The sequence below is a fragment of the Clostridioides sp. ZZV15-6388 genome, from assembly GCF_020657755.1.
Lineage (GTDB): Bacteria > Bacillota > Clostridia > Peptostreptococcales > Peptostreptococcaceae > Clostridioides.
Window position 1 is genome coordinate 26907 of sequence record NZ_JAGWCU010000017.1, and the last position, 14087, is coordinate 40993.

Consider the following 14087-nt stretch of genomic DNA (forward strand, 5'->3'; position numbering starts at 1 on the left):
AAAATTAATTAGAGGCATAAATATATTCAAATCATCCAATTTATTTATACCTCTAATTTTTCATAAGTAAAATCTCATTAAATTGATTTCTTCGCACGAATAAGTGTGCTTTTAGAGATACCAGTCATCTTCACAACCTCTCTATAAGGTTTAGAATTTAATAATCCCAATGCGTATTGTATCTGCTGATTACTATATTTCTTTGGTCTACCATCCTTAAAATCTTTTTTCCTTCTAGCAAATTCTTTTCCCAACTGAGTTCGTTCTATTATCATATTTCTTTCAAGTTCTGCAACTGCAAGTAATGTAGTTAAAAAGAATTTCCCCATTGAAGTATTTTCTAGGAGACCTATATTTAAAATATGGACACTAACTTCTTTAGCAAACAAACCCTCTATCAGTTGTATTCCTTCTGATGTACTTCTAGCCAGTCTATCAAGTTTAGTTGCAACAAGTAAATCTCCCTTTTTTAAAGAAGATATAATTTTTTCAAATTTAGGTCTATTTGTAGTAGTACCTGTATAAGTTTCTTTTATTATTTTGGCATTGTTATACTTGCTTAATATCTCTTGCTGTTGTTGATACAAACTGTTGTTATCTGTCTGATTCTTTGTACTGACACGGCAATATCCATATATAATAATAATCACTTCCTAACGTAAATATTTAATGCAGAAATTTGTAGATATCTGTATCTACATGTCTTTATACATTTTACTAAAACGATTTTTTGGTGTCAATACTGTTAACTTTTGACACCATTATAATTCCTTTATAATTTGTTTGACTATGTCAAAAATTAACAATATAATGAAGTTAATGAAATTATACAAATTGGAGGAAATAATATGAATAGTCTGTTAAATGATGCAATAGATGAGTTAAAAAACATCCATTGCGGAGAGGTTTTTTTATTAAAAGAATTGTTCAAAGGCTATGAATGGAACAGGTTGGAGATGAACATCAGGTTAAAATTAGGAAAACTTTTTTTGTATGAGGTAGTAAGTAATCCCAATTTAAAGGTAGAAGTAATCAATAAAAACTCTGCTTATCAACAAATGTATAAAAAAAAATAGCAACTTAAATATATATAATAATATAATCTTCTTGTTGAGTCAAAAGTTAAAACTTTTAATACAAATTGTACTATATAAATGTTTATCAGTAGGTCTGAGTCTATATAACTAACATATACAAATAGTACTGTTTAAATTATGTTTTTAAGATAGATAAATCTTAACCCTACTCCAGCATAAATCTAGATACACTAAAATAGGGCTCAGAATTATCTATATTTTTATACCATAAAATGCTTAGCTCTTCCTCTTGATTGAATGTATATGTCTGGAGAAATGCAATAGAAACGTTGGTTTATAAAATTTCCAAAATCAGAAAATCTTATCTTAAATTTAGGAATTCCAAAACTTTCAGGTGCTATTTCATCTACACCAAAATATATAACAAGCCCATCATCTGTAATATAAAATGCCTGATCTTCAGGTATAACTAATTCTACATTAGAATAATACATTTCTCTATTTTCATTAATTTCAGATTTTATATAATCAGTTATTATGTTTATATAGTCAACTCCATCTCTAAAAATATCACTTAGTAAAAGTTCTTTTCCATTTGTTAAATCTATATTGTAATTATTTAATGTATTGTACTTAGGCCCAGAACTACCAGCAAATCCCATAAGATTTAATATCATACTTAGTACATAGTTTTTACTAAAAGTAACTGCATAATTAGTAGAAACCCAGTAACTTTGTTTTGGAAGTGAATTTTGAGAAGCTGCATTATTATATTCTTGTTCTTCTTCTTGTAATCCAACCTTAAAATTATTTACAGTCATTTTTACAGCAGAATTTATGTTGTTTAAAATAGGCGGATTTACATAGGTGGATTGATTTCTAATATTGTAAAGAATAGGATATTTTACATCATATGAAAAGTACTTACTTCTGCCAAAGTCTTCATTAAACTGCACATATAATATGTTATATGTACAAGTATTTGTAGCTTGATAATTTTCCATTAAAACTCTCCTCCTCTTATTAAAAAAATCAGATACTATATAATATGTTTAAAAGAGTAATAATGTTAACAATAAATGTAAAGAATAGAAAGTATCTAAAACAGCAAAAAATGACTGATTTTGTGGTATAATACATAGGATTGAGAGTTATTTTATAGGAGGAAAGATATGTTATTATTAGCAGATAAATGGAAAGATTATGAACTTATAGATATGGGAAATGGAGAAAAATTAGAGCGTTGGGGTAAGTATGTACTTAGAAGACCAGATCCACAGGTTGTATGGCCAATGGAGTCCGAATGGGCTCTATGGAAAAACCCTCATGGACATTATCATAGAAGTAATAAAGGTGGAGGTCAATGGGAACACAAAAAAAGATATCCAGAACAATGGACTATAAATTACAAAAACTTAAAATTCCACATTAAACCAACTGGATTTAAACATACTGGATTATTCCCAGAACAAGCAGCCAATTGGGACTGGATGATGGACAAAATCAAAAAAGCTGACAGACCTATAAAAGTATTAAATCTTTTTGCATATACAGGAGGAGCTACAGTAGCATGTGCATCCGCTGGTGCAGAAGTATGTCATGTTGATGCTGCAAAAGGTATGGTCAACTGGGCAAAAGAAAATATAGAGTTATCAGGACTTAAAAATCAAACAGTAAGATTTATAGTAGATGATGTTGTAAAGTTTGTTGAAAGAGAAATAAGAAGAGGTAAGAAATATGATGCAATAATAATGGACCCACCTTCTTATGGAAGAGGACCTAAGGGAGAAGTATGGCAGATAGAAGAAAAATTATATAGCTTTGTGGATTTATGTATGGGTGTTTTATCTGATAATCCTTTATTCTTTCTAATTAATTCTTACACAACAGGCTTCTCTCCAATAGTTCTTGAAAATGTACTATCTACAACAATAGAAAAAAAGGCAAATAATGGAGAAATTTATGGCGGTGAACTAGGAATACCAGCTTCTAGGGATAGTAAAATACTTCCTTGTGGTATATTTGGAAGATGGGAGAACAAATAATGATAAAAGTCATATATGAAGATAACCATTTATTAGTTGTAGAGAAACCTGTAAATGTATTATCTCAAGGAGATGATACCAATGATAAGGACATGGTAAATCTTTTAAAAGACTATATCAAAACAAAGTACAATAAACCTGGAAACGTATATATTGGTTTGGTACATAGATTGGATAGACCAGTAGGTGGAGTCATGATTTTTGCCAAAACATCAAAAGCTGCCTCAAGATTGTCTGAACAAGTAAGAAATAAGACATTCAAAAAAACCTATATGGCAGTTGTTCATGGTAAAATGAAATCCGATTCAGACATATTAAAAGATTTTTTATATAAAAATAAAAAGACAAATATGGTAAGTGTCGTGAAAAAAAACCATAAAGATGCTAAAGAAGCTGAACTTAGTTATAAAGTATTGGGTTTTAAAGAAAATCTAAGCTTAGTTCAAGTAAACTTAAAAACTGGCCGTTCTCATCAGATAAGAGTTCAATTTGCAACTAGAAAACACCCTTTATATGGAGACCAAAGATATGGCCAAGAAGTAAATAAAATTGGACAACAGATTTCTCTTTGGTCTAATAAAATAGAAATTTGCCATCCAACAACAAAGGAAAAAATGGAATTTATATGTACTCCACCTGATAAATATCCATGGAATATATTCTAAATCTCAAATGAGGTGATTATATGAGTAAAAAGTTTTCAATAGGTGAAATGTCAAAGCTTCACAAAATAAGCATACAAACATTACGATACTATGACCAAATAGATTTATTTAAACCTGTTCATGTTGATCAAGAAAGCAATTACAGATATTACTCAATTGACCAATTTTCACAATTGGATATTATAAAATACTTAAAGTATCTAGGTATGCCATTAAAAGAAATCAAAGAAAAGTTAGATGAAAACAATGAAGAAATTCTAAAATTATTAACTAATAAGATTAATATAGTAGATGAAAAAATTAAAGAATTAGAACTTATAAAAAAAGTATTAAGTACAAAAAAAGAAACAATGGAAAAAGGTATGAAAGTAGATGAAGTAGGTAAAATAGTAAGAAAACATATTCCAAGAAGAAGTATTTTATCCATAGAATATGAAGAAGGTTTAAGTAGTGAAGAAACTATGGAACTTTCCAGAAGACAAATAGCAAATATACTAGAAGATAATATCTCTGTGTTTTATGGTGGAGTAAGTGGTCTTGTATCTATAGATAAATTCTTAAACGAAGATAAAGTCATCTATGAAAATAGTTTTGTAAATGTTGAAAGAGATTTATTTGATGCTAAATCTCAAAAATATATATCTGAAATTTCAGCTGGTGATTTTATTTGTATGACATATAAAGGTTCTTACAGAGAAAATTATACTGCTTTTAAAAAGTTAGTTGACTATGTTGATTATAAAAGGATACCTATTGAAAATTATATATATGAGATACCTATAATAGACCCTCTATCTACAAACAATGAAGAGGAACTTCTAACCGAAATTCAGATACAGGTTAAAAAGAGAGAAATTGATTTAAGATGTCTAGTATAATCAATTATTATAAAAAAGGGCGTTTCCAAATGATTTTTAAATCATAAATGGAATGCCCTTTTTAAATAATAATTAAAATTTTATAGTTTACACTTGGAAAATAATATGAAATGTTTTATTATATATCTATATACCTTATAATACGAGGTATATGATAACATAAAGTAGGTGAATTTATGGACTTAAATAAAGAAGTGCTTAAAGGTCATATTGATACTTTAATATTATCAATACTAAACAAAGGAGATTCATATGGATATGAAATAGCAAAAGTGGTTAGAGATGAAACTACATTTGAGTTAAAAGAAAGTACACTCTATGTGTCTCTTAAAAGATTAGAATCTAAGGGTTTGATAAAATCTTATTGGGGAAATGACCAAGGCGTAGGAAGCAGGAGAAAGTATTACAATATAACAGATGACGGAAAGGATAACTTAGAAATAAAAATTCAGGAGTGGGACTTTATACAGGGTATTATGAACAAATTTCTAAAGAAGGGGGATTAGATTTATGAAAATAATAGAAGAGTATTTAGAAACACTATATAAGAACGAAAATAACAAAGAGATTCAAGATTTAAAAGAAGAGCTAAGAGAACATCTAACAACATCTGCAAATGAATTTATTGAAAATGGATATAACATAGATGAAGCACAAAATAAGGCAATCGAGAGATTCGATGGTGGCGGTGAGATGTCAGTAGAATTACGTTCAATATTTAAACAAAAAATAGAACCTAAAAAAGTTTTATTGCGAAGATTATCAAATTCAAGGCTCTTATTTTTAAATTTATTTGGATGGCTTGTTGCAGCTGCTGCATTTACAGCCAATAGAGGTTTTGGACACATAGTTCCACCTTGGTTGATTGTAGCTTTGATAATCGTAGTAGCTATATTAATAATTTTAAGCATTATAATTAATAGATTAAAGAAAGAAATAGAAAATGATTATGTTATGTAGTCACATTAATAAATATATTTTTGTTTTATTTATATGAATAAGTACTAGGATATTAATAAATACTATGAAAGGAGTTTTTGTATATGGAGAAAAAAATATTATTAGAAAAAATTCTTGATACGCCAGGAGTTTCATATATTAATGAGAAAGTAAATTTATTTAAATATACCAAATGGATTTCATTTGGAACTTATATAATGACTGTTGAAAGCTTCTGCTATAAAGAAGATTCAAAACACTATAATCCAGTAATGGGCACATTTGATTATGAGTCAGAAATTTTTATAGTTAATGCCATATATAAAGATGAGGTCTACTCTATTAAAAGTAAAAAACTCTATAGAAATGTATCTAAGGGAGATAAAATAGTTGTTACAATTAAATACTATTATGATAAATATGAAAATCTTATACATGAAGAAATTCATGACTACCACTCTTATCCTCTATCTAATGATTAAAGAAAAAACTGATAGTATCAAGATTAATATTTATTTTAGTTCACATAAAAAAATAATTATAGAGTATTAATTAAAGGCGAAAGCTTCTACGGACTAACGCCTTTAATTAATCTAAATATTAGTTTATTTTTTTATTCCGCTATATTATAAACTTTTAATTTATCTTTGTTTATATGCTTTTTCTTAACCTCTACTAAGGCTTTTAATGTATCTAAAGATGTCATTATTTCAGTAGAGAATTCAATAGCTGTTCTTCTCATTTTAAATCCATCTCTTGTTGAGTCATTACCTTTAGTAGGTGTATTTATTACTATATCAACTTGTTTATTTCTTATAGCATCTAGTATGTTTGGTCTAGGCTCTTCAACTCTGTTTACTATATCAGCCTCTATTCCATTTTCTCTTAGACTCTTAGCTGTACCTTCTGTTGCAACAAAAGTATATCCTAACTCTTTCATATCTTTTGCTATTGCTATAAATTCATCTTTATCGTTATTATTGACAGTAGCAAGCACTACTCCTCTTTCATCAGACATATGTCTACCTGCTGCTAAGAATCCTTTATATAAGGCTTCTTCTAGGTTTTCTCCTACACCTAAAACTTCTCCTGTAGATTTCATTTCAGGTCCAAGACTTACTTCAACTTTAGCTAATTTAGACATTGAGAATACTGGAACTTTTACTGATACTAGTTTAGGCTCTTTATAAACTCCTGTACCATATCCTAAATCCTTTAATTTAGCTCCTAGCATACATTTTGTAGCTAAGTCAACTATTGGTACTCCACTCACTTTACTTATATATGGGACTGTTCTACTGGCTCTAGGGTTAACCTCAATTATATATAATTCATTTTGGAATTCTATAAATTGTATATTAACCATACCAAGTACATTAAGGTCTAAAGCTATTTTTTTAGTATATTCTAGAATTTTATCTTTTATCTTATCAGATATATTTTGGCTTGGATACATTGTCGTACTATCTCCAGAGTGAACTCCAGCTCTTTCTAAATGTTCCATTATTCCAGGTATTAATATATCTTCTTTATCACATATAGCATCTACTTCTATTTCTCTACCAGTTAAATACTTGTCTATAAGTACTGGATTTTTATGGTCTCTAGCAAAAGCATCATCTAAATACTGAGTTAATTTTTCCTCGTTGTAAGTTATTTCCATACCTTGGCCACCAAGTACATAAGATGGTCTAACTAATACTGGATAACCTAATTCATTAGCAACTTCAATACCTTCATTAGTTGTCCATACGCCTTTTCCTTTTGGTCTATTTATATCTAATCTCTCTAATAAGTCGTCAAATTTTTCTCTGTCTTCTGCTGCATCTATATCATCAAAATCAGTTCCCAATATAGGTATTTTTTTCTCATGTAAGAACTTAGCTAGTTTTATAGCTGTTTGTCCTCCAAATTGTAGTATTACACCTTCTGGTTTTTCTTTTTCAATTATATTTAAAACTTCTTCTTCTGTTAATGGTTCAAAATATAGTTTATCTGATGTATCAAAATCTGTACTTACTGTTTCAGGGTTATTGTTTACAATTATAGTTTCTATACCCATTTTTCTTAAAGATTTTACACAGTGAACTGAACAATAGTCAAACTCTATACCTTGACCTATTCTTATTGGTCCAGAACCCAATACTACCACTTTTCTCTTATCACTTACAACTACTTCATCATATTGCTCATAAGTTGAGTAATAATATGGAGATAGAGCTTCAAATTCTCCTCCACATGTATCAACCATTTTATAAACTGGTTGTATATTATATAGACTTCTTAGTTCATATAATTTTTCTGGGCTAATCTTCATTAAGTCAGATATACCCTTATCAGAGAATCCTTTTTTCTTTAATTCATGTAAGTATTCCTTATCTAAATCTTCTATTTTAAGACCTTTTAATTTTTCTTCTTGCTCAACTATCCATTTAAATTTATTTATAAACCACTTATCAACACCAGTGATTTCTTCTATCATTTCTACTTTATAGCCTCTTCTTATCATTTCAGCTAAGTCAAACAATCTTTCATCATCAGGCACTACAACTCTTTTCTTTAACTCTTCTAACGTTCTACCTTCTGATGGGGCATGAACTAATGAATATTTTCCTGTTTCAAGTGATCTTATTCCCTTAAGAATGGCAGCTTCAAAGTTACTTCCTATACTCATTATTTCACCAGTTGCCATCATCTTAGTTCCTAATTTTCTATTTGCCTTTTTAAATTTATCAAATGGCCACTTTGGTATTTTTACTACCACATAATCTAAAGTTGGCTCAAAACAAGCATAAGTTTTTTTAGTTACCGCATTTTCTATTTCATCCAAAGTATATCCTAAAGCTATTTTAGCTGCCACTTTTGCTATTGGATATCCTGTAGCTTTTGATGCTAGTGCTGATGATCTACTAACTCTTGGATTTATTTCTATTATTGCATATTCTAAGCTGTGTGGATTTAAAGCTATTTGAACATTACATCCACCTTGAACTTCTATTGCATTTATTATATCTATTGATGCTTTTCTAAGTAGTTGGTATTCTTCATCACTTAAAGTTTGACTTGGAGCAACAACTATACTATCTCCTGTATGAACTCCAACTGGGTCTACATTTTCCATGTTACATACAGTTATACAGTTTCCATTTCCGTCTCTCATTACTTCATATTCTATTTCTTTCCAACCTTTTATACTCTTTTCAAGAAGAACTTGACCTACTGGACTTAATTGCAATCCATGTGAAAGTATCTCTCTTAATTCTTCCTCTGTATCAGCTATACCTCCACCAGTTCCACCTAATGTGTATGCTGGTCTTACAACCACTGGATATCCTATTTTATTTGCAAATTCAAGACCTGCTTCTAAATTTGTAACTATATCACTAACTATTACAGGTTGATTTATTTCTTTCATTACTTCTCTAAATAAATCTCTATCCTCACCCTTTTTTATAGACTCTATAGACGTACCTATAACTTTTACATTATATTTATCTAGTATACCAGCATCATGTAATTCTACAGCCAAGTTTAGTCCTGTTTGACCACCCATACCTGCAAGTAAACTATCTGGTCTTTCTTTTTCAATTATTTTTTCTATAAATTCTATTGTTAATGGTTCTATATATATTTTATCTGCAATTTCTTTATCAGTCATTATTGTAGCTGGATTACTATTTACTAATACAACTTCTATTCCCTCTTCTTTTAGTGCTTGGCAGGCCTGTGTTCCTGAATAGTCAAATTCTGCTGCTTGACCTATTATTATTGGCCCTGACCCTAATACTAAAGTTTTCTTTATACTATCTAATTTAGGCATAACTCTTTCTCCTTATCTAAACAATTTTCACAGTTTTTATCTTCATAATCTATACAATCAATTTTAATTACTTTATTTCATCTTTAAATTTGAGTTTATTTATTATATCTATATTAATTAAACCAATACTTTTTTTGATTTAAGTTAGTCTTATTTTTTAGTTATATATTCTGATATTATTTATTTTACAAACTCTAAAAACTTATCGAAAATATAGTCATTGTCTTTTGGCCCTGGACAAGCTTCAGGGTGGTATTGAACACTGTATACATCTAGCTTCTCATGTCTCATTCCTTCAACAGTATTATCGTTTAAATTTATATGTGTCACTTTCATTTGTTCAGGAACTTCTGAAACATAATATCCATGATTTTGAGAAGTTATAAATACTTTTCCCTCTTCTAAATCTTTAACTGGATGATTTCCGCCTCTATGTCCAAATTTAAGTTTCGCAGTTTTTCCGCCAAGAGCTAGGGCTAAAAGCTGATGTCCTAAGCATATTCCAACTATAGGCTTTTTACCAATTAGAACTTTTATATTTTCTATAATATCTTCTAAATCCTCTGGGTCTCCAGGCCCATTTGATAAAAATATTAAATCAGGATTTATACTTAATACATCTTCTGGAGATGTTGTAGCTGGGAATATTGTTATATCGCATCCACGAGCTATAAATGATCTTAAGATGTTTCTTTTAACTCCAAAATCCATAACAGCTACTTTTGGACCATTTCCTTCTATATGCTCTACTTCTTTTCTTGTAACCGTTCTAACTGCTTCTGTATTTGAAAACTTATCTAATTTATGTTTAACATCTTCTAATTTACTATCTTCTAATGTAATTATACCTTTCATTGTCCCATTATTTCTAAGTATCTTAGTTAAAGCTCTTGTATCTATTCCTTCTAGTCCTATCACTTTATTTTGCTTTAAATATTGGTCTATATCAATTTCACATCTAAAATTACTTGGAGAATCACTTTTTTCTCTTACTATAAATCCTTTCACTTGCACTTTTTCAGATTCTGCTGATGATAAATTTATACCATAATTTCCTATAAGAGGATAAGTCATAGTAACTATTTGACCATAGTAAGAAGGGTCTGTTAAAACTTCACCATATCCTATCATTGAAGTATTAAATACTACTTCTCCTACACTTTCTTCTAAATATCCAAATGCTTTTCCTATAAAAACTGTCCCATCTTCTAATATTAACCTTGCTTTCATATTACAGTACCTCCTATAATTCTCTTTAGGCAAACTAAAGAACATTAACTAAATATAATCTTTTAAATATCTATATATATTTTTCACTTTTACATTCTAGTTTTATACTCATTTGCATTTATTTTTTATCTTTTTCTATTATACTACAAATTTCTTAAAAAAAAGAAGTTATCTCAAAAGTAAAAACTCCTAGAAAAAATAACTTCTTCTTTTTAATTTAATGATTAAATTCTTAAACTATACAATCAACTTAATTTCTATTCAGCTATATTGTAAACTTTTAACTTATCTTTGTTTAGGTGTTTTTTCTTAACCTCTACTAAGGCTTTTAATGTATCTAAAGATGTCATTATTTCAGTAGAGAATTCAATAGCTGTTCTTCTTATTTTAAATCCATCTCTTGTTGAGTCATTGCCTTTAGTAGGTGTATTTATTACTATATCAACTTGTTTATTTCTTATAGCATCTAGTATGTTTGGTCTAGATTCTTCCACTCTGTTTACTATATCAGCTTCTATTCCATTTTCTCTTAGACTCTTAGCTGTACCTTCTGTTGCAACAAAAGTATATCCTAACTCTTTCATATCTTTTGCTATTGCTATAAACTCATCTTTATCGTTATTATTGACAGTAGCAAGCACTACTCCTCTTTCATCGGACATATGTCTACCTGCTGCTAAGAATCCTTTATATAAGGCTTCTTCTAGGTTTTCTCCTACACCTAAAACTTCTCCTGTAGATTTCATTTCAGGTCCAAGACTTACTTCAACTTTAGCTAATTTAGACATTGAGAATACTGGAACTTTTACTGATACTAGTTTAGGCTCTTTATAAACCCCTGTACCATATCCTAAATCCTTTAATTTAGCTCCTAACATACATTTTGTAGCTAGGTCAACTATTGGTACCCCACTCACTTTACTTATATATGGGACTGTTCTACTGGCTCTAGGGTTAACCTCAATTATATATAATTCATTTTGGAATTCTATAAATTGTATATTAACCATACCAAGTACATTAAGGTCTAAAGCTATTTTTTTAGTGTATTCTACTATCTTTTCCTTTATCTTATCAGATATATTTTGGCTTGGATACATTGTTGTACTATCTCCAGAGTGAACCCCAGCTCTTTCTAAGTGTTCCATTATTCCAGGTATTAATATATCTTCTTTATCACATATAGCATCTACTTCTATTTCTCTACCAGTTAGATATTTATCTATAAGTACTGGATTTTTATGGTCTCTATCAAATGCATCCTGTAGGTATTGAGATAATTTTTCTTCATTGTAAGTTATTTCCATACCTTGACCACCAAGTACATAAGATGGTCTAACTAATACTGGATAACCTAATTCATTAGCAACTTCAATACCTTCATTAAGTGACCATACACCTTTTCCTTTTGGTCTATTTATATCTAATCTCTCTAATAATTCATCAAATTTTTCTCTGTCTTCTGCTGCATCTATATCATCAAAGTCCGTTCCCAATATAGGTATATTTTTCTCATGTAAGAACTTAGCTAGTTTTATAGCTGTTTGTCCTCCAAATTGTAGTATTACACCTTCTGGTTTTTCTTTTTCAATTATACTTAAAACTTCTTCTTCTGTTAATGGTTCAAAATATAGTTTATCTGATGTATCAAAATCTGTACTTACTGTCTCAGGATTATTGTTTATGATTATAGTTTCTATATCCATCTTTCTTAAAGATTTTACACAGTGAACTGAACAATAATCAAATTCTATACCTTGACCTATTCTTATTGGGCCAGAGCCTAACACTATTACTTTTTTCTTATCACTAACAACTACTTCATCATATTGCTCATAAGTTGAGTAGTAATATGGAGATATAGCATCTATTTCTCCCGCACATGTATCGACCATTTTGTATGCTGGTTTTATGTTATATAGACTTCTTAATTCATATAATTTTTCTGGGCTTATCTTCATTAAATCAGATATACCTTTATCAGAGAATCCTTTTTTCTTTAACTCAAGAAGATAATCTTTAGTTAAGTCTTCAATCTTCATAACTTTTAATTTTTCTTCTTGTTCAACTATCCATTTAAATTTATTTATAAACCACTTGTCTATTCCTGTGATTTGCTCTATCATTTCTACTTTATAGCCTCTTCTTATCATTTCAGCTAAATCAAATAGTCTTTCATCATCAGGTACTACAACTCTTTTCTTTAACGCTTCAATACTTCTCTCTTCTGATGGTGCATGAACTAATGAATATTTTCCTGTTTCAAGTGATCTTATTCCCTTAAGAATAGCAGCTTCAAAGTTACTTCCTATACTCATTATTTCACCAGTTGCCATCATCTTAGTTCCTAATTTTCTATTTGCCTTTTTAAATTTATCAAATGGCCATTTTGGTATCTTAGCCACTACATAGTCTATAGTTGGCTCAAAACAAGCATAAGTTTTTTTAGTTACTGCATTTTCTATTTCATCCAAAGTATATCCTAAAGCTATTTTTGATGAAACTTTGGCTATTGGATATCCTGTGGCTTTTGATGCTAGTGCTGATGATCTACTAACTCTTGGATTTATCTCTATAACTGCATATTCAAAACTATGTGGGTTTAATGCAAACTGAACATTACACCCACCTTGAACTTCTACTGCATTTAATATATCTAAAGATGCTTTTTTAAGCATCGCACATTCTTTATTGCTTAAAGTTTGTGTTGGAGCAACTACTATACTATCTCCTGTATGAACTCCAACTGGGTCTATATTTTCCATGTTACATACAACTATACAGTTTCCTTTTGAATCTCTTATTACTTCATATTCTATTTCTTTCCAACCTTTTATACTTTTTTCAATTAATACTTGTCCAACTGGGCTTAATTGCAATCCATGTGAAAGTATCTCTCTTAATTCTTCCTCTGTATCAGCTATACCTCCACCAGTTCCACCTAATGTGTATGCTGGTCTTACAACTACTGGATACCCTATTGTAAGTGCATAATCAAGACCTGCTTGTAACTCTGTAACTATATCACTAACTATTACAGGTTGATTTATTTCTTTCATTACATCTCTAAATATATCTCTATCTTCACCTTTTTTGATAGATTCTACTGAAGTACCTATTATTTTTACTCCGTATTTATCTAGTATGCCTTTTTCATAAAGCTCAACTGCTAAGTTTAATCCTGTTTGTCCACCCATACCTGCAAGTAAACTATCTGGTCTTTCTTTTTCAATTATTTTTTCTATAAATTCTATTGTTAATGGTTCTATATATATTTTATCTGCCACTTCTTTATCAGTCATTATTGTAGCTGGATTACTATTTATTAATACAACTTCAATTCCTTCTTCTTTTAAAGATTGACATGCTTGAGTTCCTGAATAGTCAAATTCTGCCGCTTGACCTATTATTATTGGTCCTGACCCTAATACTAAAGTTTTCTTTATACTATCTAATTTAGGCATAAATTTTTC

12 protein-coding genes are annotated in these 14087 nt (G+C 29.4%); 7 read left to right on the forward strand and 5 right to left on the reverse strand.

The features are described from left to right. Positions 1-77: 77 nt before the first annotated feature. Complete coding sequence (locus KGF48_RS11730; RefSeq protein WP_227828683.1) at positions 78-647, reverse strand: recombinase family protein; 570 nt, start codon at positions 645-647, stop codon at positions 78-80. A gap of 201 nt (positions 648-848) precedes the next feature. Here KGF48_RS11730 and KGF48_RS11735 point away from each other — a divergent pair, with 201 nt between their 5' ends. Then, positions 849-1076 (forward strand): single-stranded DNA-binding protein, encoded by a 228-nt coding sequence (locus tag KGF48_RS11735; RefSeq protein ID WP_227437569.1) that lies wholly within the window; start codon positions 849-851, stop codon positions 1074-1076. 221 nt (positions 1077-1297) lie between these two features. Here KGF48_RS11735 and KGF48_RS11740 read toward each other — a convergent pair whose 3' ends face one another. Continuing rightward, a complete protein-coding gene (locus KGF48_RS11740) occupies positions 1298-2041 on the reverse strand; it encodes an RsiV family protein (protein ID WP_227839235.1) in 744 nt (247 codons plus the stop codon). A 168-nt stretch (positions 2042-2209) separates the two neighbouring features. On the opposite strand from KGF48_RS11740, the gene KGF48_RS11745 reads away from it, so the two are divergent. From KGF48_RS11745 to KGF48_RS11770, 6 genes are all read left to right on the forward strand, one after another. Further along, the gene (locus KGF48_RS11745; protein ID WP_227868073.1) at positions 2210-3082 is read left to right on the forward strand and encodes a class I SAM-dependent methyltransferase; all 873 of its coding nucleotides are present in this window, start codon (positions 2210-2212) and stop codon (positions 3080-3082) included. After that, the gene (locus KGF48_RS11750; RefSeq protein WP_227839233.1) at positions 3082-3747 is read left to right on the forward strand and encodes an RluA family pseudouridine synthase; all 666 of its coding nucleotides are present in this window, start codon (positions 3082-3084) and stop codon (positions 3745-3747) included. Before KGF48_RS11745 ends, KGF48_RS11750 begins: the two co-directional genes overlap by 1 nt. Before the next feature lie 20 nt (positions 3748-3767). Beyond that, positions 3768-4625: a MerR family transcriptional regulator gene (locus KGF48_RS11755; RefSeq protein ID WP_227828653.1), complete on the forward strand. Its 858-nt coding sequence runs from the start codon at positions 3768-3770 to the stop codon at positions 4623-4625. Positions 4626-4801: 176 nt separating this feature from the next. Beyond that, positions 4802-5131: a PadR family transcriptional regulator gene (locus KGF48_RS11760; RefSeq protein ID WP_227828652.1), complete on the forward strand. Its 330-nt coding sequence runs from the start codon at positions 4802-4804 to the stop codon at positions 5129-5131. A gap of 4 nt (positions 5132-5135) precedes the next feature. Beyond that, positions 5136-5585 carry a permease prefix domain 1-containing protein gene (locus KGF48_RS11765; RefSeq protein WP_227839232.1) on the forward strand — a complete coding sequence of 150 codons (450 nt, stop codon included), beginning with the start codon at positions 5136-5138 and terminating at the stop codon, positions 5583-5585. Positions 5586-5668: 83 nt separating this feature from the next. Further along, positions 5669-6046 (forward strand): DNA polymerase III subunit delta, encoded by a 378-nt coding sequence (locus KGF48_RS11770; protein ID WP_227828650.1) that lies wholly within the window; start codon positions 5669-5671, stop codon positions 6044-6046. Between the two features lie 131 nt (positions 6047-6177). On the opposite strand, the gene carB (KGF48_RS11775) is transcribed toward KGF48_RS11770, so the two are convergent. The 3 genes from carB (KGF48_RS11775) to carB (KGF48_RS11785) form a co-directional block, all read right to left on the reverse strand. Further along, positions 6178-9384: a carbamoyl-phosphate synthase large subunit gene (carB, locus tag KGF48_RS11775; RefSeq protein ID WP_227839231.1), complete on the reverse strand. Its 3207-nt coding sequence runs from the start codon at positions 9382-9384 to the stop codon at positions 6178-6180. A 180-nt stretch (positions 9385-9564) separates the two neighbouring features. Continuing rightward, positions 9565-10614 carry a glutamine-hydrolyzing carbamoyl-phosphate synthase small subunit gene (gene carA, locus KGF48_RS11780; protein WP_227839230.1) on the reverse strand — a complete coding sequence of 350 codons (1050 nt, stop codon included), beginning with the start codon at positions 10612-10614 and terminating at the stop codon, positions 9565-9567. Between the two features lie 257 nt (positions 10615-10871). Then, positions 10872-14078, reverse strand: a complete 3207-nt coding sequence (gene carB / locus KGF48_RS11785; protein ID WP_227828647.1) for a carbamoyl-phosphate synthase large subunit — start codon at positions 14076-14078, stop codon at positions 10872-10874. Positions 14079-14087 lie beyond the last annotated feature (9 nt).

Excerpts from the sequence above, each read along its gene's own strand:
- KGF48_RS11765 (WP_227839232.1), top strand. The coding sequence starts at position 5,136 with ATGAAAATAATAGAAGAGTATTTAGAAACACTATATAAGAACGAAAAT.
- KGF48_RS11755 (WP_227828653.1), top strand. The coding sequence starts at position 3,768 with ATGAGTAAAAAGTTTTCAATAGGTGAAATGTCAAAGCTTCACAAAATA.
- KGF48_RS11760 (WP_227828652.1), top strand. The coding sequence starts at position 4,802 with ATGGACTTAAATAAAGAAGTGCTTAAAGGTCATATTGATACTTTAATA.
- carA (WP_227839230.1), bottom strand. The coding sequence starts at position 10,614 with ATGAAAGCAAGGTTAATATTAGAAGATGGGACAGTTTTTATAGGAAAA.
- KGF48_RS11745 (WP_227868073.1), top strand. The coding sequence starts at position 2,210 with ATGTTATTATTAGCAGATAAATGGAAAGATTATGAACTTATAGATATG.
- KGF48_RS11735 (WP_227437569.1), top strand. The coding sequence starts at position 849 with ATGAATAGTCTGTTAAATGATGCAATAGATGAGTTAAAAAACATCCAT.
- KGF48_RS11740 (WP_227839235.1), bottom strand. The coding sequence starts at position 2,041 with ATGGAAAATTATCAAGCTACAAATACTTGTACATATAACATATTATAT.
- carB (WP_227839231.1), bottom strand. The coding sequence starts at position 9,384 with ATGCCTAAATTAGATAGTATAAAGAAAACTTTAGTATTAGGGTCAGGG.
- carB (WP_227828647.1), bottom strand. The coding sequence starts at position 14,078 with ATGCCTAAATTAGATAGTATAAAGAAAACTTTAGTATTAGGGTCAGGA.
- KGF48_RS11770 (WP_227828650.1), top strand. The coding sequence starts at position 5,669 with ATGGAGAAAAAAATATTATTAGAAAAAATTCTTGATACGCCAGGAGTT.
- KGF48_RS11750 (WP_227839233.1), top strand. The coding sequence starts at position 3,082 with ATGATAAAAGTCATATATGAAGATAACCATTTATTAGTTGTAGAGAAA.